Source organism: Microbacterium sp. EF45047, assembly GCF_028472845.1.
Lineage (GTDB): Bacteria > Actinomycetota > Actinomycetes > Actinomycetales > Microbacteriaceae > Microbacterium > Microbacterium neungamense.
In genome coordinates, this window is record NZ_CP069429.1 from 1,712,906 (window position 1) to 1,736,597 (window position 23,692).

The 23,692-nt window shown below is 69.4% G+C and carries 18 protein-coding genes and 3 rRNA genes; 2 read left to right on the top strand and 19 right to left on the bottom strand.

Annotation, left to right across the window (positions count from 1 at the left end):
* Positions 1–42: 42 nt before the first annotated feature.
* Genes recN through JRG78_RS08340 form a run of 6 tightly spaced genes read right to left on the bottom strand, consistent with a single transcriptional unit; the run spans position 43 to position 5,529 of the window.
* A complete protein-coding gene (recN, locus tag JRG78_RS08315) occupies positions 43–1,722 on the bottom strand; it encodes a DNA repair protein RecN (RefSeq protein ID WP_259606245.1) in 1,680 nt (559 codons plus the stop codon).
* Positions 1,719–2,633, bottom strand: a complete 915-nt coding sequence (locus tag JRG78_RS08320; protein WP_259606246.1) for an NAD kinase — start codon at positions 2,631–2,633, stop codon at positions 1,719–1,721. The genes recN and JRG78_RS08320 overlap by 4 nt, the downstream gene beginning before the upstream one ends.
* Positions 2,630–3,427 carry a TlyA family RNA methyltransferase gene (locus JRG78_RS08325; RefSeq protein ID WP_259606247.1) on the bottom strand — a complete coding sequence of 266 codons (798 nt, stop codon included), beginning with the start codon at positions 3,425–3,427 and terminating at the stop codon, positions 2,630–2,632. The genes JRG78_RS08320 and JRG78_RS08325 overlap by 4 nt, the downstream gene beginning before the upstream one ends.
* Positions 3,424–3,588 (bottom strand): hypothetical protein, encoded by a 165-nt coding sequence (locus JRG78_RS08330; RefSeq protein WP_259606248.1) that lies wholly within the window; start codon positions 3,586–3,588, stop codon positions 3,424–3,426. The genes JRG78_RS08325 and JRG78_RS08330 overlap by 4 nt, the downstream gene beginning before the upstream one ends.
* A gap of 43 nt (positions 3,589–3,631) precedes the next feature.
* The gene (locus JRG78_RS08335; RefSeq protein ID WP_259606249.1) at positions 3,632–4,666 is read right to left on the bottom strand and encodes an HAD-IIA family hydrolase; all 1,035 of its coding nucleotides are present in this window, start codon (positions 4,664–4,666) and stop codon (positions 3,632–3,634) included.
* Positions 4,666–5,529: a hypothetical protein gene (locus JRG78_RS08340; RefSeq protein WP_272653294.1), complete on the bottom strand. Its 864-nt coding sequence runs from the start codon at positions 5,527–5,529 to the stop codon at positions 4,666–4,668. The genes JRG78_RS08335 and JRG78_RS08340 overlap by 1 nt, the downstream gene beginning before the upstream one ends.
* Before the next feature lie 6 nt (positions 5,530–5,535).
* On the opposite strand from JRG78_RS08340, the gene JRG78_RS08345 reads away from it, so the two are divergent.
* Positions 5,536–6,138 (top strand): hypothetical protein, encoded by a 603-nt coding sequence (locus tag JRG78_RS08345; protein WP_259606251.1) that lies wholly within the window; start codon positions 5,536–5,538, stop codon positions 6,136–6,138.
* 46 nt (positions 6,139–6,184) lie between these two features.
* Here JRG78_RS08345 and rrf read toward each other — a convergent pair.
* The 3 genes from rrf to JRG78_RS08360 form a co-directional block, all read right to left on the bottom strand.
* Positions 6,185–6,301 (bottom strand): 5S ribosomal RNA (gene rrf / locus JRG78_RS08350).
* A gap of 105 nt (positions 6,302–6,406) precedes the next feature.
* A 23S ribosomal RNA gene (locus JRG78_RS08355) occupies positions 6,407–9,510 on the bottom strand.
* Positions 9,511–9,861: 351 nt separating this feature from the next.
* Positions 9,862–11,385 (bottom strand): 16S ribosomal RNA (locus JRG78_RS08360).
* The 16S, 23S and 5S rRNA genes sit together here, the layout of an rRNA operon.
* 456 nt (positions 11,386–11,841) lie before the next feature.
* Here JRG78_RS08360 and JRG78_RS08365 point away from each other — a divergent pair.
* Positions 11,842–13,158: a CoA transferase gene (locus JRG78_RS08365; protein WP_259606252.1), complete on the top strand. Its 1,317-nt coding sequence runs from the start codon at positions 11,842–11,844 to the stop codon at positions 13,156–13,158.
* Between the two features lie 54 nt (positions 13,159–13,212).
* Here JRG78_RS08365 and JRG78_RS08370 read toward each other — a convergent pair whose 3' ends face one another.
* From JRG78_RS08370 to argC, 10 genes are all read right to left on the bottom strand, one after another.
* Complete coding sequence (locus JRG78_RS08370) at positions 13,213–13,989, bottom strand: DUF4184 family protein (RefSeq protein WP_259606253.1); 777 nt, start codon at positions 13,987–13,989, stop codon at positions 13,213–13,215.
* A 22-nt stretch (positions 13,990–14,011) separates the two neighbouring features.
* Positions 14,012–15,313 (bottom strand): tyrosine--tRNA ligase, encoded by a 1,302-nt coding sequence (gene tyrS / locus JRG78_RS08375; RefSeq protein WP_259606254.1) that lies wholly within the window; start codon positions 15,311–15,313, stop codon positions 14,012–14,014.
* Between the two features lie 65 nt (positions 15,314–15,378).
* Complete coding sequence (locus JRG78_RS08380; protein WP_259606255.1) at positions 15,379–16,200, bottom strand: hypothetical protein; 822 nt, start codon at positions 16,198–16,200, stop codon at positions 15,379–15,381.
* The gene (locus JRG78_RS08385; RefSeq protein WP_259606256.1) at positions 16,197–16,841 is read right to left on the bottom strand and encodes a SatD family protein; all 645 of its coding nucleotides are present in this window, start codon (positions 16,839–16,841) and stop codon (positions 16,197–16,199) included. Before JRG78_RS08385 ends, JRG78_RS08380 begins: the two co-directional genes overlap by 4 nt.
* 95 nt (positions 16,842–16,936) lie before the next feature.
* On the bottom strand, positions 16,937–18,355 hold the full coding sequence (argH, locus tag JRG78_RS08390; protein ID WP_259606257.1) for an argininosuccinate lyase: 1,419 nt from the start codon (positions 18,353–18,355) through the stop codon (positions 16,937–16,939).
* Positions 18,355–19,284: an ornithine carbamoyltransferase gene (gene argF, locus JRG78_RS08395; RefSeq protein WP_259606258.1), complete on the bottom strand. Its 930-nt coding sequence runs from the start codon at positions 19,282–19,284 to the stop codon at positions 18,355–18,357. The genes argH and argF overlap by 1 nt, the downstream gene beginning before the upstream one ends.
* Complete coding sequence (locus JRG78_RS08400; protein WP_259606259.1) at positions 19,281–20,501, bottom strand: acetylornithine transaminase; 1,221 nt, start codon at positions 20,499–20,501, stop codon at positions 19,281–19,283. Before JRG78_RS08400 ends, argF begins: the two co-directional genes overlap by 4 nt.
* The gene (gene argB, locus JRG78_RS08405) at positions 20,501–21,397 is read right to left on the bottom strand and encodes an acetylglutamate kinase (protein WP_259606260.1); all 897 of its coding nucleotides are present in this window, start codon (positions 21,395–21,397) and stop codon (positions 20,501–20,503) included. The genes JRG78_RS08400 and argB overlap by 1 nt, the downstream gene beginning before the upstream one ends.
* A complete protein-coding gene (gene argJ, locus JRG78_RS08410) occupies positions 21,394–22,551 on the bottom strand; it encodes a bifunctional glutamate N-acetyltransferase/amino-acid acetyltransferase ArgJ (protein WP_259606261.1) in 1,158 nt (385 codons plus the stop codon). Before argJ ends, argB begins: the two co-directional genes overlap by 4 nt.
* Positions 22,548–23,606, bottom strand: coding sequence for an N-acetyl-gamma-glutamyl-phosphate reductase (gene argC / locus JRG78_RS08415; protein ID WP_272653295.1), 1,059 nt, complete (start codon positions 23,604–23,606; stop codon positions 22,548–22,550). Before argC ends, argJ begins: the two co-directional genes overlap by 4 nt.
* Positions 23,607–23,692: the final 86 nt, after the last annotated feature.

The following is a 23,692-nucleotide window of genomic DNA, read 5'->3' on the forward strand; positions in this document are numbered from 1 at the left end:
CTGCGCTGAGGCGCAGCCGGGCGGGTCTCAGCGGGGCGGGTCTCAGCGGGGCAGGTCGAGCAGCTCGCGGGCGTGCGTGAGCGCGGCATCCGAGTCAGTGAGACCCGACAGCAGCCGCGCCATCTCCGCCTCGCGCTCCTCGCCTTCGAGGCGGCGGACGCTGGAGGCCGTCACCACGCCGTCGTTCGACTTCACCACGGACAAGTGGTTCGTGGCGAACGCCGCGACCTGCGCCAGATGCGTGACCGCGATGACCTGCGACGTCTCGGCGAGCCGTGCCAGCCGGCGCCCCACCTCGATCGCCGCGGCGCCGCCGATTCCGGCGTCCACCTCGTCGAACACGATGGTCGGCACGGGGTCGGTGCCGGCGATCACGACCTCGATCGCGAGCATGACGCGCGACAGCTCTCCGCCGGAGGCGCTGCGCGCCACGGGACGCGGCTCGGCGCCCGGGTGCGGGGCGAGCAGGATCGCGACGTCGTCGCGGCCGTGGGAGCTCTCCGCGCCGGGTGCGACGCGCACCTCGAGCCGGGCGTCCGGCATGGCGAGGGCGTGCAGCTCCTCGGTGACGGCGGCGGAGAGGCGCTCGGCCGCGGCGGATCGAGCGGCGGTCAGCGCGGCGGCCGCCTCGTCCAGCGCGGCGCGGGCGGCGTCGCGTTCGGCCTGCAGGCGCTCGATGCGGTCGCCGTCGTCGTCCAGTTCGGCGAGCCGGGCCGATCCGGTCCGCCACACCTCCAGCGCCGTGTCCAGCGAGCCGTGCTGCCGGATGAGGGTGGCCAGCGCCGCGCGACGCTCCTCGACGGCGGCGAGCTCGTGCGGCCCGGTCTCGTCGAGGTCGGCGAGGTAGGCGGAGAGCTGGCCGGCGAGGTCGGCGGCGCGGTACCCGATCTCGGCGACGCCCTCTGCGATCGCGGTCAGCTGCGTGTCGGAGGAGCGCTCCAGGGCGCGTCGCGCCTCGGCCAGCAGGCCCTGCACGTCCGGGGCGTCGTTCTCGCTGGAGAGGGCCTCGTGGGCGAGGGCGGCGGCCAGGCGCAGCTCCTCGGCGTTGCTGAGCCGCTCGGCGCGCTCGGTGAGGGCGACGTCCTCCCCCGGCTGCGGGTCGATCGCCTCGATCTGCGCGAGGTCCTCGCGCAGGCGGGCGGCCTCCTCGGCGCGGCGGTCGCGGTTCTCGGTGAGGTCGGCGACCGTGGCCTCCAGCTCCCGCCACCGGGCGTAGGCGTCCGCGTAGACGGCGCGGGGGCCGGTGACGGCCGCTCCTCCGAATCGGTCGAGCGCGTCGCGCTGCGCGGCGGCGGATCGCAGCCGGAGCTGTTCGGACTGGCCGTGCACGACGACGAGCTCGTCGGCCAGGGCGGAGAGCACGCCGGCCGGAGCCGGGCGACCGCCGACGCTGGCCCGGCTGCGCCCTTCGGCGGTGAGCGTGCGCGAGACGTACAGTTCGGCGGCGTCGCCGGCGGGTTCGAGATCGCCGCCGGCATCCGCGACGATCTCGGCGACGCGCCCCTCCGGCGGGACGACCCAGACGCCGGCGACGGATGCCTGGGCGGCGCCGGCGCGCACGGCGCCGGAGTCGGCGCGAGCGCCGAGGAGCAGGCCGAGCCCGGTGACGACCATGGTCTTCCCGGCGCCGGTCTCGCCGGTGACGGCGGTGAAGCCGGGCCCGAGGGGCAGCACGGCGTCGTCGATCACGCCGAGGCCGCGGATGCGCATCTCGTCGATCACGCCGACGCCCCCTGTCCGCGCCAGCCGGTCACCGGGAGCTGGAACTTGCGCACCAGGCGGTCCGTGAACGCGGCCGGATGCAGCCGCGCCAGCCGCACCGGCTGGGAGGAGCGGCGCACGACGACGCGCGCGCCCGGCGGCAGCTCGTGCGAACGCCGTCCGTCGCACCACAGGATGCCGGTGCCGTCGGTCCGCTCGAGCATCTCGATCGCCACGGCCGCTTCAGGGCCGACCACGAGCGGCTTGGCGAACAGGGCGTGGGCGGAGAGCGGCACCAGCGCGATGGCCTCGACCGACGGCCAGATCACCGGACCGCCGGCGGAGAAGTTGTACGCGGTGGATCCGGTCGGCGTGGACACCACCATGCCGTCGCATCCGAAGGTGGACAACGGGCGGCCGTCGATCTCCACGACCACCTCGATCATCCGCTCCCGGCTGGCCTTCTCCACCGTCGCCTCGTTGAGCGCCCAGGTCTCGTAGACGACCGCGCCGTCGGCGTCCTTCACCCGCACGGACAGTGCGAGCCGCTCCTCGACCTCGTAGTCGCGTGCGATGACGCGGTGCACCGCGTCATCCATGTCGTCCCGCTCGATCTCGGCGAGGAATCCGACGTGACCCATGTTGATCCCGAGCACCGGCGCACCGGTGCCCCGGACGAGCTCGGCCGCGCGGAGGATGGTGCCGTCGCCGCCGAGGACGATCGCGAGTTCGAGCGCCGACGCCTCGACGTCGGCGCCGAGCACGTCCACGCCGCTGAAGCGCGGGTCGACGGCGCCGAGGTCCTCCCGGTCGCCGGGGGCGACCACGGGGCGGGCTCCGGCTGCGCGGAGTGCTTCGACCACGCGCAGCGCGGCGGCCACGGTGTCGTCCCGGTGGGCGTGGGCGACGACCAGGATGCTGCGCTCGTTCATCGTCCTCCTGCCAGCTCGTCGATCCGCTTCGTCCATTCTGACGGATCCTCGCCGCGGCCCGGAGCGAGGTGCACCAGGTACTCGGCGTTCCCGCGGGTGCCCAGGATCGGAGAGGGCAGGATGCCGAGCATGCCCAGTCCGGCATCCCACGCGCTCCACACCGTGCGCGCGACGGCGTCGGCCCGGGTGGCGGGATCGGTGACCAGCCCGCCGCGCACCGCGGTGCGTCCGACCTCGAACTGCGGCTTGACGAGCAGCACCACGTCGGCATCCGTCGCCGCCACCGCCGCGACGGCGGGCAGCACGAGCTCGAGCGAGATGAAGGAGAGGTCCCCCGTGACGAGGTCGGGCGCCGCTGATTCGCCGGTGGCGGCGGCGAGGTTCTCCGGGGTCATGTGCCGGACGTTGTAGCCCTCGACAGCGACGACGCCCGGGTCCGCCGCGACGGATGCCGCGAGCTGACCGTGCCCGACGTCGACGGCGAGGACGCGCCGGGCGCCGCGCTCGCGGAGCACCTGGGAGAAGCCTCCGGTGGAGGCTCCCATGTCGAGGGCGAGCCGGCCCGCGACCGGGATCCGGAACCCGTCGAGCGCGGCGATGAGCTTGTGCGCGGCGCGGCTGACGTACTGGTCGGCGCCGTCGACGGTGAGCCGTGCATCGTCGGACACCTGCAGGGACGGCTTCACGGCGGGGCGCCCGTCGACGCGCACCATGCCGTCGGCGATCAGCGCCGCGGCATGGGTCCGTGAGCGTGCGAGGCCGCGGGCGGCGAGTGCGGCGTCGAGGCGGGTCACCGTGGCCCGCTGTCGAGGCGCTTCATCAGCTCGTCGTGCAGCGCGGAGTACGCCTCGGCGCGCGCGGCCAGCGGCTGGCCTTCGATGAGGCGAAGGCGACTCCACAGCGCGTCCGTGGGCTCGTCGACGCGGCGGGCGTCGGGCTCGGCGGTGTCGTCCATCCGTCCACTGTATCCCGCGCTGCGAGGGCGGGCGGGGTGACGCTCAGGGCCTGTGGAAAGGGTCCGCGTACAGACGCTCGGGGACGTCGAACACGTAGATCGCGGCCCCGGTGGCCCAGATCGCCGCGGCGCCCGCGCGCAGCAGGTCGATCTGCGCCGATCCCTCCGCGACGATCTCGACCTCGGCGCCGGTGACGCGCACGGATGCGCCGTTGACCGTGAACACGCCGTTCTTCTCGACGGTCTGCGGGTAGGGCTCGTGCAGTTCGCGCAGGTCGCCGAGGATGTAGGTCGGACGCGAGCCCTGCGGCGCGGCGAGGACGTGCTTGGGACGGTCGATGCCGGTGAGCACGAGCGCGGAGTCGATGCCGGCGCGGCAGGCGCCGAGGATGTCGGTGTCGAGCCGGTCGCCGATGAAGAGCGGGTTGGCGGCGCCGAAGCGGGCGATCGCCTCCTCGAAGATCGGGGTCTCGGGCTTGCCGGCGACGGTCGCGAGCCTGCCGATCGCGGTGTGCACGGCGGAGACCAGGGTGCCGTTGCCGGGGGCGACGCCGCGCTGCTGCGGGATGGTCCAGTCGGTGTTGGTGGCGATCCACGGGATGCCGCCCTCGTCCTCGGGCTGCTTGAGGGCGAAGGCGGCCTCGGCGAGGTCGGTCCAGGAGACGTGCGGGGCGAAGCCCTGCACCACGGCGTCGGGTCCGTCCTGCGCGCTGCGCGTGACGGTGTACCCGGCCTTCTCGGCCTCGTGCACGAGGCCGTCGCCGCCCACGACGAGAAGGGTCGCCGGCGGCGGGACGATGTCGGCGAGGAGCCGCATCGCCGCCTGCGGGCTGGTGATCACATCGTCGGGCCGCACGTCGAGGCCGAGTTCGCGCAGGTGTGCGGCGACCGAGGCATCCGTGCGGGCCGCGTTGTTCGTGATGTAGCCGAGCCGCACGGCCTCGGCGGCGCGGTTCAGGCTCTCCACGGCGTGCGGCAGCGGCCCGGGGCCGGCGTACACGACGCCGTCGAGGTCGGCGAGGACGGCGTCCCGCCCGGTCAGCGGGGTCGGCGGGGTGCTGCGGCGGAACAGCCCCATCAGGCCTCCCCCTCCTCCGGACGCTGAGCCTCTTCCGGACGCTGAGCCGGTTCCGGACGCTGAGCCCGTTCCGGACGCTGAGCCGGTTCCGGACGCTGAGCCTGTCGAAGCGTCGTCCCTTCCTCCGCGCCGGCCTCGCTCGCGTCGGCGTGGCCCTCGTCCTCGACGAGTCCGTCCTCGACGAGTCCGTCCTCGACGACGATCTCGTCCTCGTCGTCCTCGAGCCCGAGGGCGGATGCCGCGACCTCGGCCCGTTCGGTCCAGAACGCGGCCTCCTCGGTCCGGCCGAGGTCCTCGAGGACGGCGGCACGGGCGGCGAACAGAGCGGGACTCCACGCGAATGCGAGGTTCGGGTCGAGCTCGGGGATCTCGAGCTCGCCGAGCGCGAGCTCGGTCTCGCCGCGGTCGAGCCGGGCGCCGGACATGGCGATCGCCAGGGCCACGCGGACCTCGACCGGAAGGGACGCGCGGTCCACGGCGCGGCCCTCCTCGAGCGCGCGGTCGGGGCGGCCGACGCCGCGCTCGCTGTCGACGATGAGGGCGATCTGATCGTCGCGCCCGGAGATGCGGCGGTAGGTGCGCAGTTCGCGCAGGGCGAGGGCGAAGTCGCCCAGTGCGTAGGCGGTGATGCCGAGTGTCTCCCGCACGACGGCGACGCGACCGGCGCGCCGGGATGCCGCGAGGGCGTGCTCGTGCGCGCGCTGCGGGTCGTCGTCGATGAGCCGCGAGGCCATCGCCAGGTGCCGGGCCACCTGCTCGGCGTTCTCCTTGCTCAGCGTCTTCAGCTCGTTGCGCGCGGCCGGATGCAGGTCCTTGGGCGTGATGTCCTCGGGCAGCGGCGGCTCGGGAACGCGCTCGCGCACGGGAGCGTGCTCGTTGCGGGGGCGGTCCGCGCCGCCGCGCTGCGGGAATCCGCGCCGTTCGCCCGAGGGCTTGCGGTCGCCGTATGGGCGACGTTCGCCGGACTGGTTCCGGTCGCCGTAGGAACGGCGCTCGCCGGACTGGTTCCGGTCGCCGTATGGGCGACGTTCGCCGGACTGGTTCCGGTCACCGAACGGACGGCGCCCACCGGACTGATTCCGGTCACCGTACGGACGGCGCCCACCGGACTGGTTCCGGTTGCCGTACGGACGGCGTTCACCGGATGCGGCGCGGTCGCCGAACGGACGGCGCCCACCGGACTGATTCCGGTCACCGAACGGACGGCGCCCACCGGACTGATTCCGGTCGCCGTACGGGCGCCGTTCGCCCGACGGCTTACGCTCACCGTAGGGACGGCGCTCACCCGTTCCCCGCTCACCGCGGTCGGAGGCGTTCCGGTCGCGATCACCCTGCGGGCGACGCTTGCCGGCATCGGAGAAGCGCGGCATGCGCGCCCGGTCAGAGCCCGAACGCCGGTCCGCGGCTCCGTCCGCGTTCTCGCGACGGTCTCGCTGATCTTCCGACATTCTGACTCCCTGTTGTCTTGTTAACGCAAGATGGCCACCCAGCTCTGGGTGGCCATCTTACTTAAGAGAAGTCCGGCGGTGTCCTACTCTCCCACAGGGTCTCCCCTGCAGTACCATCGGCGCTGTGAGGCTTAGCTTCCGGGTTCGGAATGTGTCCGGGCGTTTCCCTCACGCTATGGCCGCCGAAACACTGTTGACATGTTCATCGGCAACACACTCGTGTGGTGTGTTGTTTGGTTCCGACCGTACGTCGAGAACCACAAAGTGGACGCGAGCTTTCTCAAGGGAAAGTGTTATCAAGTCGTCGGCTTATTAGTACCAGTCAGCTGCACCCATTGCTGGGCTTCCACATCTGGCCTATCAACCCAGTCGTCTGGCTGGGAGCCTCTCCACCCGAGGGTGATGGAAGTCTCATCTTGAGGCCGGCTTCCCGCTTAGATGCTTTCAGCGGTTATCCATCCCGAACGTAGCTAACCAGCGGTGCTCCTGGCGGAACAACTGGCACACCAGAGGTTCGTCCAACCCGGTCCTCTCGTACTAGGGTCAGATCCTCTCAAACTTCCTACGCGCGCAGCGGATAGGGACCGAACTGTCTCACGACGTTCTAAACCCAGCTCGCGTACCGCTTTAATGGGCGAACAGCCCAACCCTTGGGACCTACTCCAGCCCCAGGATGCGACGAGCCGACATCGAGGTGCCAAACCATGCCGTCGATATGGACTCTTGGGCAAGATCAGCCTGTTATCCCCGAGGTACCTTTTATCCGTTGAGCGACAGCGCTTCCACAAGCCACTGCCGGATCACTAGTCCCGACTTTCGTCCCTGCTCGACCTGTCAGTCTCACAGTCAAGCTCCCTTGTGCACTTACACTCGACACCTGATTGCCAACCAGGTTGAGGGAACCTTTGGGCGCCTCCGTTACTCTTTGGGAGGCAACCGCCCCAGTTAAACTACCCACCAGGCACTGTCCCTGAACCGGATCACGGTTCGAAGTTAGATATCCAGAGTGACCAGAGTGGTATTTCAACAATGACTCCACCCGAACTGGCGTCCGAGCTTCACCGTCTCCCACCTATCCTACACAAGCCACACCGAACACCAATACCAAGCTGCAGTAAAGGTCACGGGGTCTTTCCGTCCTGCTGCGCGTAACGAGCATCTTTACTCGTAATGCAATTTCGCCGAGTTCGCGGTTGAGACAGTTGGGAAGTCGTTACGCCATTCGTGCAGGTCGGAACTTACCCGACAAGGAATTTCGCTACCTTAGGATGGTTATAGTTACCACCGCCGTTTACTGGGGCTTAAATTCTCAGCTTCGCCTTGCGGCTAACCGGTCCTCTTAACCTTCCAGCACCGGGCAGGCGTCAGTCCGTATACATCGTCTTGCGACTTCGCACGGACCTGTGTTTTTAGTAAACAGTCGCTACCCACTAGTCTCTGCGGCCCCCACGCCCTTTCGGAGCAAGTCCTAATAAGCGGAGGGCCCCCTTCTCCCGAAGTTACGGGGGCATTTTGCCGAGTTCCTTAACCACGATTCTCTCGATCTCCTTGGTATTCTCTACCTGACCACCTGAGTCGGTTTGGGGTACGGGCGGCTAGAACCTCGCGTCGATGCTTTTCTCGGCAGCATAGGATCACCCACTTTTCATCCGCATCGTGTCTCAGCCTGTATGAGCCGCGGATTTGCCTACGACTCGGCCTACGCACTTGCACCAGGACAACCATCGCCTGGCTTGGGCTACCTTCCTGCGTCACACCTGTTAATACGCTAGCCGCACCAGCATGGGGTCGCGCGCTCCCCACCACGATGCCACCCGAAGGCGGCGGTGTGATGGTTCGGGCGCTTAGCACCACTGGATTGACTGGGGCGGTTCTTCGCCGGTACGGGAATATCAACCCGTTGTCCATCGACTACGCCTGTCGGCCTCGCCTTAGGTCCCGACTTACCCAGGGAAGATTAGCTTGACCCTGGAACCCTTGGTCTTCCGGAGGACGTGTTTCTCACACGTCTTTCGCTACTCATGCCTGCATTCTCACTCGTGTGGCCTCCACGGCTAGATCACTCTGCCGCTTCACCGCCCACACGACGCTCTCCTACCCATCAACACGGCTGGACCACGAAGGCCTACCAAAAATGTCAATGCCACAACTTCGGTGGCGTGCTTGAGCCCCGTTACATTGTCGGCGCGGAATCACTTGACCAGTGAGCTATTACGCACTCTTTCAAGGGTGGCTGCTTCTAAGCCAACCTCCTGGTTGTCTGAGCAACTCCACATCCTTTTCCACTTAGCACGCGCTTTGGGACCTTAGATGGTGGTCTGGGTTGTTTCCCTCTCGACTATGAAGCTTATCCCCCACAGTCTCACTGCTGCGCTCTCACTTACCGGCATTCGGAGTTTGGCTGACGTCAGTAACCTGGTGGGGCCCATCGGCCATCCAGTAGCTCTACCTCCGGCAAGAAACACGCAACGCTGCACCTAAATGCATTTCGGAGAGAACCAGCTATCACGAAGTTTGATTGGCCTTTCACCCCTATCCACAGCTCATCCCCTCAGTTTTCAACCTAAGTGGGTTCGGCCCTCCACGACGTCTTACCGTCGCTTCAGCCTGGCCATGGATAGATCACTTCGCTTCGGGTCTAGGACATGCGACTCAAACGCCCTATTCAGACTCGCTTTCGCTACGGCTACCCCACACGGGTTAACCTCGCCACATATCACTAACTCGCAGGCTCATTCTTCAAAAGGCACGCTGTCACACCTACCAGGGGTGCTCCAACGGTTTGTAAGCAAACGGTTTCAGGTACTATTTCACTCCCCTCCCGGGGTACTTTTCACCTTTCCCTCACGGTACTTGTCCGCTATCGGTCATCTGGGAGTATTTAGGCTTATCAGGTGGTCCTGACAGATTCACACGGGATTTCTCGGGCCCCGTGCTACTTGGGATACACTCCACGCTGCGAACCGCATTTCGACTACGGGGCTGGCACCCACTACGGCTGGCCTTTCAAGACCATTCGTCTATACGATCGCATCACGTCGGCCACTCGGCAGAACGACCAGGAGAGTCCCGCAACCCCGGATATGCAACGCCTGCCGGCTCTCACACACACCCGGTTTAGCCTCATCCGCTTTCGCTCGCCACTACTCACGGAATCACGGTTGTTTTCTCTTCCTGTGGGTACTGAGATGTTTCACTTCCCCACGTTCCCTCTACCCGCCCTATATATTCAGACGGGAGTCACCAGGTCGGCACGCCGCCCGGCGGGGTTTCCCCATTCGGAGATCCTCGGATCAAAACTCGCTTATCAGTTCCCCGAGGCTTATCGCAGATTGCTACGTCCTTCTTCGGCTCCAGATGCCAAGGCATCCACCGTTTGCTCTTAAAGACTTGAAATCACATGAGCACGACCAACCCCAAAAGGGCCGGTCGAAGTTTTCTTTAAGATGCTCGCGTCCACTGTGTAGTTCTCAAAGTACGGGCGGTCCCCCTCCCCCACCACCACCACGGCGACAGAAGAAAGGGCCACGAGGTCCAGTCCAACCCGAAAGCCGGCCCGGTCCCTCAGGACCCAACAGCGTGCAGACGCCCCGCTCACCACCCCCCACCTTCCAACCACCGAAGCGGCGTACTAGCAGAAGACAGCTGCGCTGACGTCATGTCAAATGTTCCACCCATGAGCTGACCGGCGGGAACGTTCGCCCCGAACCGGCGCCTGGACACCAACAGGTGCCAGATGCTCCTTAGAAAGGAGGTGATCCAGCCGCACCTTCCGGTACGGCTACCTTGTTACGACTTAGTCCTAATCACCGATCCCACCTTCGACGGCTCCCTCCACAAGGGTTAGGCCACCGGCTTCAGGTGTTACCGACTTTCATGACTTGACGGGCGGTGTGTACAAGACCCGGGAACGTATTCACCGCAGCGTTGCTGATCTGCGATTACTAGCGACTCCGACTTCATGAGGTCGAGTTGCAGACCTCAATCCGAACTGGGACCGGCTTTTTGGGATTCGCTCCACCTCGCGGTATCGCAGCCCTTTGTACCGGCCATTGTAGCATGCGTGAAGCCCAAGACATAAGGGGCATGATGATTTGACGTCATCCCCACCTTCCTCCGAGTTGACCCCGGCAGTATCCCATGAGTTCCCACCATAACGTGCTGGCAACATAGAACGAGGGTTGCGCTCGTTGCGGGACTTAACCCAACATCTCACGACACGAGCTGACGACAACCATGCACCACCTGTTCACGAGTGTCCAAAGAGTTCCCTATTTCTAGGGCGTTCTCGTGTATGTCAAGCCTTGGTAAGGTTCTTCGCGTTGCATCGAATTAATCCGCATGCTCCGCCGCTTGTGCGGGTCCCCGTCAATTCCTTTGAGTTTTAGCCTTGCGGCCGTACTCCCCAGGCGGGGAACTTAATGCGTTAGCTGCGTCACGGAATCCGTGGAAAGGACCCCACAACTAGTTCCCAACGTTTACGGGGTGGACTACCAGGGTATCTAAGCCTGTTTGCTCCCCACCCTTTCGCTCCTCAGCGTCAGTTACGGCCCAGAGATCTGCCTTCGCCATCGGTGTTCCTCCTGATATCTGCGCATTCCACCGCTACACCAGGAATTCCAATCTCCCCTACCGCACTCCAGTCTGCCCGTACCCACTGCAGGCCCGAGGTTGAGCCTCGGGTTTTCACAGCAGACGCGACAGACCGCCTACGAGCTCTTTACGCCCAATAATTCCGGATAACGCTTGCGCCCTACGTATTACCGCGGCTGCTGGCACGTAGTTAGCCGGCGCTTTTTCTGCAGGTACCGTCACTCACGCTTCTTCCCTGCTAAAAGAGGTTTACAACCCGAAGGCCGTCATCCCTCACGCGGCGTTGCTGCATCAGGCTTGCGCCCATTGTGCAATATTCCCCACTGCTGCCTCCCGTAGGAGTCTGGGCCGTGTCTCAGTCCCAGTGTGGCCGGTCACCCTCTCAGGCCGGCTACCCGTCGACGCCTTGGTGAGCCATTACCTCACCAACAAGCTGATAGGCCGCGAGCCCATCCCCAACCGAAAAAATCTTTCCAACCACAGACCATGCGGCCATGGCACATATCCAGTATTAGACGCCGTTTCCAGCGCTTATCCCAGAGTCAGGGGCAGGTTGCTCACGTGTTACTCACCCGTTCGCCACTAATCCACCCAGCAAGCTGGGCTTCATCGTTCGACTTGCATGTGTTAAGCACGCCGCCAGCGTTCATCCTGAGCCAGGATCAAACTCTCCGTAAAAAAACAGAAGCCAACCAACAACCGGGAAAACAGTCGAAGGCCAGCGAGTTCAATCATGACCAAAACGAATGTCACTGACATCCGCAAATTGATCCAAAGGAATTCTCAACGACTCCGAAAAGCCGACGAGGATAATTTGGCATTTGACAAGTGCACGCTGTTGAGTTCTCAAGGATCGGACGCACCCACACACCCACCAACCAAGGCAGGACGCGCAGGGCAACTTCGCAATCTGTCCGGGCACCGTTGAGGCTGTGCAGCCTTCCGGACCCGGGCCCTCCATCCTACACCAACGTGACCACTGATGTGAAGTAGGAGGTGTGTCCGCCGCTTGGAGGGGAGCTGGACCTTCCGGCCTTCCGCTCAACCGCTTGGGGCGAACAGGTAATAACTTACGCGGATCCCGCCGACCCGGCAAATCGGCCTCGGATCCCGGGCGTGTCGTACGATCGGCGCATGGCCGACGACCCCGCGCTCCCCCTGCTGGAGCGGCTCTCCGCCGAGCTCCGGCTGCCGGCGTCCGTGCTGGTCCCCGCGGCTCCGCCGCAGCCGGTGCCGCTCCCCTCCCGGCTGGCGACCGGCGCGCTGGCGTGGGCATCCATCCTCGCCGCCGCGGCGTCCGCCGGTGACGGGCGGCGCCCGCCGGCGGTCCCCGACCCCGAGCGCATCGCGGCGGCGTACCGGAGCGACCGCCTGCTCACCATCGACGGCATCGCTCCCGATGTCTGGTCTGCGCTCTCCGGCTTCTGGCGGGCGCGGGACGGCTGGATCCGCACGCACGGCAACTACCCGCATCACGCGCGGGCGCTCCGCCGCGGTCTCGCCCTCCCCGCGGACGCCGCGGCCGGGCGGACCGCCGAGACCATCGCGGGTCTGGACGCCGAGGACGCCGTCACCCGGATCACCGACGCCGGCGGCCTGGCCGTGCGCGTGCTGCCCGAGGATCCCGCCCGGGACCGCGAGCTGCGGCGGCGCGCGCTGATCCCGGTGACCCGTCTGTCGACGGAGGGCCCGACCCGCCAGGTCCGGACAGACCCGGCGCTCCCGCTCGCCGGCATCCGCATTCTCGACCTCACCCGCGTGATCGCCGGCCCCGTGTGCACGCGCACGCTGGCACTCCTCGGGGCCGAGGTGCTCCGCATCGACCCGCCGGGCCTGGCGGAGCCCGAATGGCAGCACCTCGACACCGGGCACGGGAAGCGGTCCGCGATCGCGGACGCCCGAGCCGCGACCGTGGACGCCCTGATCGACGGCGCGGATGTGGTCGTCCTCGGCTACCGCCCGAGCGGGCTGGCGGCGATCGGCCTCTCCCCCGACACGCTCGCGGCCCGCCGCCCCGGCCTCGTGATCGCACAGCTCAGCGCGTGGGGCGAGGGCGTGCCCGATCGGCGCGGCTTCGACAGTCTGGTGCAGGCCGAGTCGGGAATCGCGGTCATCGAGTCGCCCGACGGCGAGCGGCCCGGCGCGCTTCCCGCACAGGCGCTCGACCACAGCGCCGGCTATCTCCTCGCCGCCGGCGTGTGCACGGCGCTCCGACGCCGTCGGGACGAGGGCGGCACCTGGCTCGTGCGCACCTCGCTCCGGCGGGTGGCGGCGGAGCTGCTCGGGATGCCGCGACGGAGCGAGCCCGAGCCGGAGCGTCCGTTCGATCCCGCCGCGCATTCGCAGGCGTTCGAGGTCGCCGGTCGCGCCGTGGTCACCGCGGCATCCGCGATCCCGGGCTTCGCGTACGCGGCGCCGCGCCCGTGGGGCGCGGACGTTCCGTCCTGGTGAGCGGCCGCGCCGAGCGGCGGCCCGCTCGACCCGCGACTGAGCACGAGGCGCGGCTCAGCGGCGCCGGCGCGCGGCGAGCACGATGCACAGCGCCAGCGTCGCCGCGCCCCACACCGCGCACGCCGGCGGCAGCACCCGGTAGGCGAGGTGCTGCGGGGTGAACTCGGCGGTGAACGGCCCGAGGGCGACGAGCCCGGCGACCCAGGCGACCACCAGCACCGCGGGCAGCGCCAGCCACCAGCCGAGCCGTGCCCACGCGGGGAGCACCCGCGTGATCGGCGTCGATGCGTCCCGGCGCGACAGCCAGAGCACCGCGAACACCGCCAGCACGGCGAGACCTGCGGCGCTCGAGCCGTGCTGCAGCCACTTGTAGCCGAGCAGCGGGCCCCACTGCTCCTGCAGCGCCGGGATCGCGGTGACGCCCCAGCGTCCCTCGTGGGTGAACAGGTCCCAGGCGATGTGCGAGAACACGCCCAGCAGCAGCGATCCCGCCAGGAGCACCGGGTACCGGACGCCGCGGCCGACCCCGACCGCGTGCCGCGCGGCATCCGCCGCCGGCTCCGACCACTCGGCCGGCAGCCGGCGCGCCACCGCGGCGGGCATCAGCTCCGGCACCACCGGCCTCAGCAGCACGCGCCACACCAGGAACAGCAGGAACGCGAGCGCCGCGGTCCAGATCGCGTTCCCGAAGGCGTGCGTGAACCCGTAGTCCAGCACCCGCAGGAACAGCGGCAGGTCCGGGGTCATCGCGCCCACGGCGATCGCGCCGGGCACCAGCGGAGTGCGCAGGAACGGCAGCGCCACCACCGCATGGCTGGGTGTCAACGGCATCCGCTGCCCCTCCGCGGTCGGCTCAGCGCAGGAACACGCCGGCGAGCGTCTTCTTGCCCCGCCGCAGCACCGACACGCCGCCTGGCAGCGAGCCCTGCACCGTCGCCGTGTCGTCCGCGACGCGCGCGCCGTCGAGGGAGACGCCGCCCTGCGAGATCGCGCGGCGCGCCTCGGAGACGCTGCTGACCAGGCCGGTCTCGACGAGCGCCTCGGTCACCGGCGTGCCGGCCGCCACGGTCGCGTTCGGCAGCTCCTCGAGCGCGGTGCGCAGCGTGCCCGCATCGAGGGCGGCGAGGTCGCCCTGGCCGAACAGCGCCTCGGACGCGGCGATCGCCGCGGCCGTCGCCTCGGGGCCGTGTACGGTGGCGCACACCTCCAGGGCGAGGCGCTTCTGCGCGGCGCGCCGGAACGGCTCGGCCTCCACGAGCGCGGCGTACTCCTCGATCTCGGCCCGGGTGAGGAAGGTGAACACCTTCAGCCGGTCGATGACGTCGGCGTCGTCGGTGTTCAGCCAGAACTGGTACATCCGGTACGGGCTGCACATCTCCGGATCCAGCCAGATCGCGTTGCCCTCGCTCTTGCCGAACTTCGTGCCGTCGCTGTTCGTGATCAGAGGGGTGCCGATCGCGTGCACCGAGACGCCCTCGACACGGTGGATGAGGTCGGTGCCGCTGGTGAGGTTGCCCCACTGGTCGCTGCCGCCGGTCTGCAGCACGCAGTCGTACGTGCGGTACAGCTCGAGGAAGTCCATGCCCTGCAGGATCTGGTAGCTGAACTCGGTGTAGCTGATGCCGGCCTCGGAGTTCAGCCGCGCGGCGACGGCGTCCTTCTTCAGCATCGTGCCGACGCGGTAGTGCTTGCCGATCTCGCGCAGGAAGTCGATCGCGCTCAGCGGCGCGGTCCAGTCGAGGTTGTTGACGATGCGCGCGGCGTTCTCGCCCTCGAAGCTGAGGAAGCGCTCCACCTGGGCGCGCAGCCGGCCCACCCACTCCTCGACGGTCTCGCGGGTGTTCAGGGTGCGCTCGGCGGTCGGCCGCGGGTCGCCGATGAGGCCGGTGGAGCCGCCGACGAGCCCGAGCGGCTTGTGCCCGGCGAGCTGGATGCGCCGCAGCGTGAGCAGCTGGACGAGGTTGCCCAGGTGCAGGCTCGGCGCGGTCGGGTCGAAGCCGCAGTAGTAGGTGATCGGGTCCCCGGCAAGCAGGGCGCGCAGCGCCTCCGGATCGGTGGACACGTGGACGAGTCCGCGCCACACGAGCTCGTCCCACACGTTCTCGAACGAGGGATCGAGCGCCACCGGCGCGGTCGTCAGAGCGGGATTCGACACGCGTTCCAGGCTATCAGCGCGCCGGACGCGTCCCGTGCGGCGCCCTCGGGTCAGGGGGCCCGGGATCAGGCGTTCACGCTCCACCAGACCAGGAAGGCGGCGGCGAGGGCGATCACCCAGCTGACCAGGCTGCCGACGAGGAAGTACTCCGCGCGCGCACCGGTCTCCCCGTCGCGGGAGATCTCGGGGAAGCGCACGATGCCCTTCGCCGCCAGCATCGCGGCGAGCAGCGAGTATGCCGTGGCGAGGGTGAGCAGGAACACGATGAGGCGTTCGAGCGGCCCGATCAGGCGCCCGCCCTTGAATCCGCCCGTGAGCGGCGCCGGCACCGCCGCGGGAGGCGGGACCGCGGATGCCGAGGCCGAGGGCTCGGATCCCGGGGCCGAGGACTCGGGTCTCGGGGTCGAGGGCTCGGATGCCGCCGTGGGGCCTGCGAAGCCGACCTCGGCGGGGTGCCAGGCGTGCTCCCCCGCCAGCGCCGCGCGGACGACGACGTTCCCGGATTCCAGCAGGAAGGCCACGACGCCCAGCACGAGGAGGGCCAGATCCGCCGAGACCTCGCCGAACGGCGTGTCCAGCCGCCACACGCCGCCGAGGACGCCGGCCGGCCCCCGATCGCCCAGCCAGAGCACGGCCGCCGCCGTGATCGCGCCGAGGGCGACCGCGGGCCAGAACGCCATGCGCGACTCGCCGCGATCCGGCATGCTCCACACCCAGCCGGCCCCGGCGGCGAGCGCGGCGACCGCCGGCAGCACCGCATCCGTGAGCCCCCCGATGACGAGCGCGGCCGCGGCGACGACGAGGTAGCCGATCCATCGCCGCTCGACGAACTGGCGCACGAGATCCGCCGCCCCGACGACGAGCAGGACGAGCCCGGCGACGATCACGACGCCCCTCCGCTCAGCTGCGGCAGCCCCTGCAGGATCGCCACCGCCCCGCTGCGGCGGAGCGCCTTCGACACGCTGGGCTGCGTGATGCCCTCCTGTTCCGCGAGCTCCTGCTGCGAGGTGCCGATCAGACGCCCGTACGCCAGGCGCCGTTCCCGCTCGCTCATCGCGCCGACCAGCTCGTCGCGCAGCAGCAGATAGGCGTTCGCGGCGGCCACGGTGCTCTCCATGACCTCATCCTGCCCCTCGGCGGCCACGATCCAGCTGCGCGCGCTCGGCATGCCGCCCCGCTCGTGCTCCTGGACGATCCCGATCGCCGCCCGCGCCGCCCACCATCCCGGCCCGTCGCTGAGCGGGCCCCCGGAGGAGTCGAAGGCGCGGATCTCGCCGACGCCGAGCCCGAATCGGAAGCCCAGTCCCCCCGGCAGCGCCAGCTGCAGCATCAGCAGCGAGGTCAGCGCCTCGCCGAGACCGCCGTACACCCCCTGCTGCTCGTCCCCCACGGTGGGCGTCAGCGGCTGGACGGCCAGCGGCCGATCCCGCTCCACCCGAGCGATGGTGTGATCCAGCATCCGCTGCGCCGCGGCGCGATCGCGCAGCCGGCGGGAGCCGACGATGTCCGCGATGACCGCGATGACCATGACATAACCTTATCACGAATATCTCGGTAAGATTCTGTATAAAGGCATATACCGAAAATATAACCGTATACGGCATTATCGGGCGACGGCAGACCTCAGAGACCGAGGGCGTGGACGGCGGCCTGCGCGCGCGCGATCAGCTCGGTGCGCTGTTCGGCGACCCGCTCCGGCGCCGTGCCGCCGGCTCCCGCGCGGGAGGCCACGGAGCCCTCGATCGAGAGCACGTCGCGCACTTCGGGCGTCAGCCGCTCGGACACCGAGCGGAGCAGCTCGTCGTCGGCATCCTCGAGCCCGATCCCGCGCTCCTCGCACGCCCGCACCAGCGCACCCGAGATCTCGTGCGCGTCGCGGAACGGCACCCGCCGCTTGACCAGCCACTCCGCGACGTCGGTGGCGAGCGAGAAGCCCTCCGGGGCCAGCGCCGCCATCCGCGCGGTGTCGAACCTCAGCGTCGCGATCATGCCGGCGAACGCGGGCAGGACGACCTCGAGGGTCTGCACCGAGTCGAAGACCGGCTCCTTGTCCTCCTGCAGATCGCGGTTGTACGCCAGGGGCAGCCCCTTGAGGGTCGCCAGCAGGCCGGTGAGGTTGCCGATCAGCCGACCCGACTTGCCGCGCGCGAGTTCGGCGATGTCGGGGTTCTTCTTCTGCGGCATGATGCTCGATCCGGTCGAGTACGCGTCGTCGAGCGTGACGAAGCCGAACTCACGCGTGTTCCAGAGGATGATCTCCTCGCTCAGCCGGGAGATGTCCACCCCGGTCATCGCCGCGATGAAGGCGAACTCGGCGACGACGTCGCGCGCCGACGTGCCGTCCAGCGAGTTCTCCGCCGGCCGGTCCAGGCCGAGCTCGCGCGCGACGAGAGCCGGGTCGAGGCCGAGCGTGGACCCGGCGAGCGCGCCCCCGCCGTACGGGGACACCCCGGCGCGCCGGCGCCAGTCGACGAGTCGCTCGAGCTCGCGCACCAGCGGCCAGGCGTGCGCCTGCAGGTGGTGGGCGAGCAGCACCGGCTGCGCGTGCTGCAGGTGCGTGCGCCCCGGCAGGATCGCGGACGGATGCGCCTCGGCCTGCGCGACGAGCGCGTCGACGACGCGCAGGATGTCGCGGGCGATCACCCGGGCGTGGTCGATGAGGTACATCCGCACCAGCGTCGCGATCTGGTCGTTGCGGCTGCGGCCGGCGCGCAGGCGCCCGCCCAGTTCCGGGCCGACCTCGGCGATGAGCGCCTTCTCGAGGGCACCGTGCACGTCCTCGTCGCCCGGGTCGGGGCGCAGGCTGCCGTCGGCGATCCGTGCGGCGAGGGCGTCCAGGCCCTCGTGCATCCGCCGCGCCTCCTCCGGCTCGAGGTACCCGGCTGCCTCCAGCGCGGTGGCGTGGGCGTGCGAGCCGGCGATGTCGTAGGGAGCGAGCGCCCAGTCGAAGTGGGTGGACCGGCTGAGCTCGGCGAGCTCGGGCGAGGGTCCCCCGGCGAAGCGGGCGCCCCACAGGGCGCCGTCGTTGGTGGTGCCGGCCATCAGTCGTCCTTCTTCCCGAGCAGCCACACCAGCAGCGCCTTCTGCGCGTGCAGACGGTTCTCCGCCTCGTCCCAGACGACGCTCTGCGGGCCGTCGATCACCTCGGAGTCGACCTCGTAGCCGCGGTCGGCGGGGAGGCAGTGGATGAAGATCGCCTCCGGGTCGGCGAGCCCCATGATGCCGGAGGTCACCTTGTAGCCGCCGAGGTCGCGGATGCGGGCGATCTTCTCCTCCTCCTTGCCCATCGACACCCAGGTGTCGGTGACGATGACGTCGGCGCCGGCCGCCGCCTCCTCGGGGTCGGTGAGCAGCGTGATCGATCCGCCGGTCTCCGCGGCTCGGCGCTCGGCATCCGCCACGACGTCCTCGCGCGGCGCGTACGCCGCCGGCGAGGCGACCCGCACGTGCATGCCGGCGGTGACCCCGGCAAGCACGTAGGAGTGCGCCATGTTGTTGCGGCCGTCGCCGAAGAAGCTGAGCGTGAGCCCCGCGAGCCGGCCCTTGTGCTCGCGGATGGTGAGCAGGTCGGCGAGCAGCTGACAGGGGTGGAAGTCGTCGGAGAGGGCGTTGATGACCGGCACCCGGGTGCCGGCGGCCATCTCCTCCAGGCCGGACTGCGCGTAGGTGCGCCACACGATCGCGGCCACCTGGCGCTCCAGCACCCGCGCCGTGTCGGAGGGGGTCTCCTTGCCGCCCAGCTGGCTGTTCGCGGTGGAGATGATCAGCGGCGAGCCGCCGAGGTCGGCGATGCCGACCGCGAACGACACGCGGGTGCGGGTGGAGGACTTGTCGAAGATCACCGCGACGGTCTGCGGACCGGCGAGAGCCTTGTTCGACCAGCGGTCCTTCTTCAGCTCGAGGGCGAGGTCGAGGATCTCGGCCTGCTCGGCCGGGGTGAGGTCGTCGTCGCGCAGCAGGTGGCGGGTCACTTCTGGGTCTCCAAGGGGGCGTCGATGGTCTCGGCGACGGCGGCGAGCGCCGCGCCGAACAGGGTGAGGAACTCCGACACCTCGGCATCGCCGATGGTGTAGGCGGGGGCGATGCGGATCACGTCGTCGGCGGGCGCGTTCACGATCAGCCCGCGCTCGTGGGCGGCCTCGCGCACGCGGCCGGCGACCGGATGCGCGAGGGTGATGCCGATGAGCAGCCCCGCGCCCCGCGTGCCGGTGACCAGCGGCAGGCCGCTCACGCCGTCGCGCAGCTGGGCGCCGCGAGCGGTCACGTTGCCGAGCAGCCCCTCGTCCTCGATGTGGCCGAGGACGGCATCCGCCACGGCGCTGGCCAGCGGGTTGCCGCCGAAGGTGGAGTTGTGCGTGCCGGGGTAGAACAGCTCGCTGGCCGCGCCGAAGGTGATCAGGGCACCGAGCGGGAACCCGGCGCCGATGCTCTTGGCGAGGGTCACCGCGTCGGGCGTCACGCCGTCCCGGCCGAAGGCCTCCTCACGCTGGAAGGCGAACCATTCGCCGGTGCGTCCGGAGCCGGTCTGCACCTCGTCGAGGATGAGCAGCGCGTCGTGAGCGGTGGACAGCTCGCGGGCGCGGGTCAGGAAGCCCTCGGGCAGCTCCACGACCCCGGCCTCGCCCTGGATGGGTTCGACGATGATGGCCGACACGGTGTCGTCGAACGCCTGCTCCAGGCTGTCCAGGGTGCGGGCGACCGTGCGCACCCCCGGGATGGCGGGCTGGAACGGGTCGCGGTAGGCGGCCTTGGGCGTCAGCGACAGCGCCCCCATGGTGCGGCCGTGGAACGCGCCCTCCACGACGAGGATGGTCGGCCGCTCCGCACCGCCGTGCAGGCGGGCGAGCTTGATCGCCATCTCGTTCGCCTCGGTGCCGGAGTTCGCGAGGAAGACCCGCCCCTGCTCGCCGGTGCCCGCGAGGCGCTTCAGCCGGGCGGCGAGAGCGAGCTGCTGCGGGGTGGCGAAGTAGTTCGACACGTGCGCGAGGGTCGCCGCCTGCCGGGACACGGCCTCGACGAAGACCGGATGCGCGTGGCCCAGGCAGTTCACGGCGATGCCGCCGAGGAAGTCCAGGTAACGGTTTCCGTCGGCGTCCCACACCTGGGATCCCTCACCGTGGGTGAGCAGCGCCAGCCGCCCGCCGAGATTCATCAGGTCGCGGGACGCATCGTGCTGCCAGCCGATCATCAGCGCACCACCTCCGTGCCGATCCCCTTGCTGGTGAACAGCTCGACGAGCACCGAGTGCGGCACCCGCCCGTCGATGATGGCGGCCGCTCCCACGCCGCCCTCGACGGCGTCGAGGCAGGCGCGCATCTTCGGGATCATCCCCGACTCCAGCGTCGGCAGCATCTGCACCAGCTCGGCGGAGGTGAGGTGCGAGACGAGGGAGTCGCGGTTGGGCCAGTCCGCGTACAGCCCGGGCACGTCGGTGAGGATGACGAGCTTGCGCGCCCCGAGGGCGACTGCGAGGGCGGATGCCGCGGCATCCGCGTTCACGTTCAGGGACTGCCCGGGGTGGTCGAGATCGGGGGCGATCGAGGAGACCACGGGGATGCGGCCGGCGGCGAGGTGGTCGAGCACCGGCGTCGGGTCGACCTGGACCACGTCCCCGACGCGGCCGAGGTCGACCTCCTCGCCGTCCACGACGACGCCGCGGCGGCGGCCGCCGAACAGGCCGGCGTCCTCGCCGCTCAGGCCGGTGGCGATCGGTCCGTGCGAGTTGATCTTCGCCACCAGCTGCGGGTTGACCTGCCCGGTGAGCACCATCCGCACCACCGTGATCGCCTCGGTGCTGGTCACCCGGTAGCCGCCGCGGAACTCGCTGGGGATGGCCAGCCGGTCGAGCATGTTCGAGATCTGGGGGCCGCCGCCGTGCACGACGACGGGCTGCACGCCGACGTAGCGCAGGTAGGCGATGTCCTGGGCGAACGCGTCCTGCAGCTCCTCCGAGACCATAGCGTTCCCGCCGTACTTGACGACGACGATCTGATCGCGGAAGGTCTTCAGCCACGGCAGCGACTCGATGAGGGTCGCCGCCTTGACCGCGGCCTCCTCGGGCGGGGTGTCTTGCAGGTCTGTCATGAGGCGTAGGCGCTGTTCTCGTGCACGTAGTCGTGGGTCAGGTCGTTGGTGAGGATGGTCGCGGTCTCGTCGCCGGCCTTCAGGTCGATGACGAGGTGCGTGGCGCGCGGGGTCAGATCGACCTCCTCGCGCGGGCGGTCGGGCCCGCCGGCGGTGCAGACGCGGACGCCGTTCATCCAGACGTCGACGTCGTACGGGTCGAACACGGCGCGGGTGGTGCCGATCGCGGCGAGCACGCGCCCCCAGTTCGGGTCGTTGCCGAAGATCGCCGCCTTGAACAGGTTGTTGCGGGCGACGGAGCGGCCCACCTCGACCGCGTCCTCCTCGGAGGCGGCGCCCTTCACCTCGATGGTGATGTCGTGGCTGGCGCCCTCGGCGTCCTGCTGCAGCTTGCGGGCGAGCTCGAGGCACACCTCGGTGAGCGCGGCGGTGAACTCGTCGAGGTCGGGGCGGATGCCGCTGGCCGCGTTGGCGAGCAGCGTGACCTGGTCGTTGGTGGACATGCATCCGTCCGAGTCGAGCCGGTCGAAGCTGACGTGCGTGGCGCGGCGCAGCGCGGCATCCGCGTCGACGGCCTCGAGGTCGGCATCCGTGGTGAGCACGACGAGCATCGTCGCCAGGCCCGGCGCGAGCATCCCGGCGCCCTTCGCCATGCCGCCGATCGTCCAGCCGTCGCGCTCGGCGACCGCGGTCTTGGCGACCGTGTCGGTGGTCATGATGGCCTCCGCCGCCGCCTGCCCGCCGTCCGCGCTGAGCTCCGCGACGCCCTGCTCGACGCCGGCGAGCACCCGGGCGCGGAACTGCTCGTCGCCGGTGCCGATGAGGCCCGTGGAGCAGACGAGCACGTCGCCCGCGCTCACCCCAAGGAGCTCGGCCGCCTTCTCCGCGGTGAGATGGGTGGTCTGGAACCCGAAGCTGCCGGTGAAGCAGTTCGCCCCGCCGGAGTTGAGCACGATCGCCTCGACGGTGCGGTCGACGATCACCTGCTGCGACCACAGGATCGGGTTGGCCTTGGCGCGGTTCGTGGTGAACACGGCGGCGCCGACCTTGCGCGGGCCGCGGTTGACGACCACGGCGACGTCGGGCTTTCCGGTGGACTTCAGCCCGGCGGCGACGCCGGCGGCCTCGAACCCATGGGGTGCGGTGACGGTCACGGTGCCACTCCGTTCACGGTGAGGGCGCGGTCCTCGGGGAGACCGAGCGCGATGTTCATGGACTGGATCGCCGCCCCGGCGGTGCCCTTGACGAGGTTGTCGACGGCGGTGACCACGACGACGCGGTTCGCGGCCCGGTCGACGGCGAGGCCCATCAGCGCGGTGTTGGCGCCGAGCACGTCCGCGGTGCGGGGGAAGTGTCCCTCGGGCAGCAGCTGCACGAAGGTCTCGTCGCCGTAGGCGCCCTCCCACGCGTCGCGGATGTCGGTGTCGGTGACGCCTTCGGCGATCGGGGCGGTGGAGGTGGCGAGGATGCCGCGCGCCATCGGCACAAGGACCGGCGTGAAGGAGATGCGGATGCCGTCGTCCCCCCGATCGTGGAGCGAGGACGCCGCCAGCGCCTGCCGGATCTCCGGGATGTGCCGGTGCGTGCCTCCGACGGCGTACGGGTTCGCGGTGCCCAGCAGCTCGCTGCCGAGCAGGTGCGGCTTCAGGCTCTTGCCCGCCCCGGACGGCCCGACCGCGAGGACGGTGACGATGTCGGACGGGTCGATCACCCCGGCCGCCACACCGGGGGCCAGGCTGAGGCTGACCGTGGAGGCGTTGCAGCCGGGGGCGGCGATGCGGGTCGCGCCGCGCAGGTGCTCGCGCTGCTTGCCGCCGCCGACGGGCAGCTCGGGCACGCCGTAGGTCCACGGCTCGTGGAACGCGCCGCCGTAGAAGGCATCCCAGGCGTCCCGCGAGGTGAGCCGGTGGTCCGCGCCCGCGTCGATCACCAGCGGCGCGTCGCCGAGGGCATCCGTGTATTGCCCGGATTGCCCGTGCGGCAGGGCGAGGAAGACGATGTCGTGGCCGGCGAGGATCTCCGGGGTCGTCTCCTGGAGGGTGAGGTGCGCGAGGGAGCGCAGGTGCGGCTGGTGTTCGATGAGAGGCTGACCGGCGTTCGAGTGTGCCGTGACGGTGCGGATCTCGATGTCGGGATGCCCGGCGAGCAGGCGCAGGATCTCGCCTCCTGCGTAGCCGGATGCGCCGGAGACGGCGACGGTGTACGTCATGTTGCCACCTTAACGGTCGTGGGTTCCGCTCCGATCGGTTGTTGCCGTGCGACAACGGGCCGGAGCGCTGGCCGGGGACGGCGACC

Bases quoted from the DNA above. Each gene is read 5' to 3' on its own strand.
- argC (WP_272653295.1), bottom strand. From the start codon at position 23,606: ATGACGTACACCGTCGCCGTCTCCGGCGCATCCGGCTACGCAGGAGGC.
- JRG78_RS08335 (WP_259606249.1), bottom strand. From the start codon at position 4,666: ATGGGGCTGTTCCGCCGCAGCACCCCGCCGACCCCGCTGACCGGGCGG.
- JRG78_RS08365 (WP_259606252.1), top strand. From the start codon at position 11,842: ATGGCCGACGACCCCGCGCTCCCCCTGCTGGAGCGGCTCTCCGCCGAG.
- argB (WP_259606260.1), bottom strand. From the start codon at position 21,397: ATGACAGACCTGCAAGACACCCCGCCCGAGGAGGCCGCGGTCAAGGCG.
- JRG78_RS08320 (WP_259606246.1), bottom strand. From the start codon at position 2,633: ATGAACGAGCGCAGCATCCTGGTCGTCGCCCACGCCCACCGGGACGAC.
- JRG78_RS08330 (WP_259606248.1), bottom strand. From the start codon at position 3,588: ATGGACGACACCGCCGAGCCCGACGCCCGCCGCGTCGACGAGCCCACG.
- argH (WP_259606257.1), bottom strand. From the start codon at position 18,355: ATGGCCGGCACCACCAACGACGGCGCCCTGTGGGGCGCCCGCTTCGCC.
- JRG78_RS08385 (WP_259606256.1), bottom strand. From the start codon at position 16,841: ATGGTCATCGCGGTCATCGCGGACATCGTCGGCTCCCGCCGGCTGCGC.
- JRG78_RS08370 (WP_259606253.1), bottom strand. From the start codon at position 13,989: ATGCCGTTGACACCCAGCCATGCGGTGGTGGCGCTGCCGTTCCTGCGC.
- JRG78_RS08400 (WP_259606259.1), bottom strand. From the start codon at position 20,501: ATGATCGGCTGGCAGCACGATGCGTCCCGCGACCTGATGAATCTCGGC.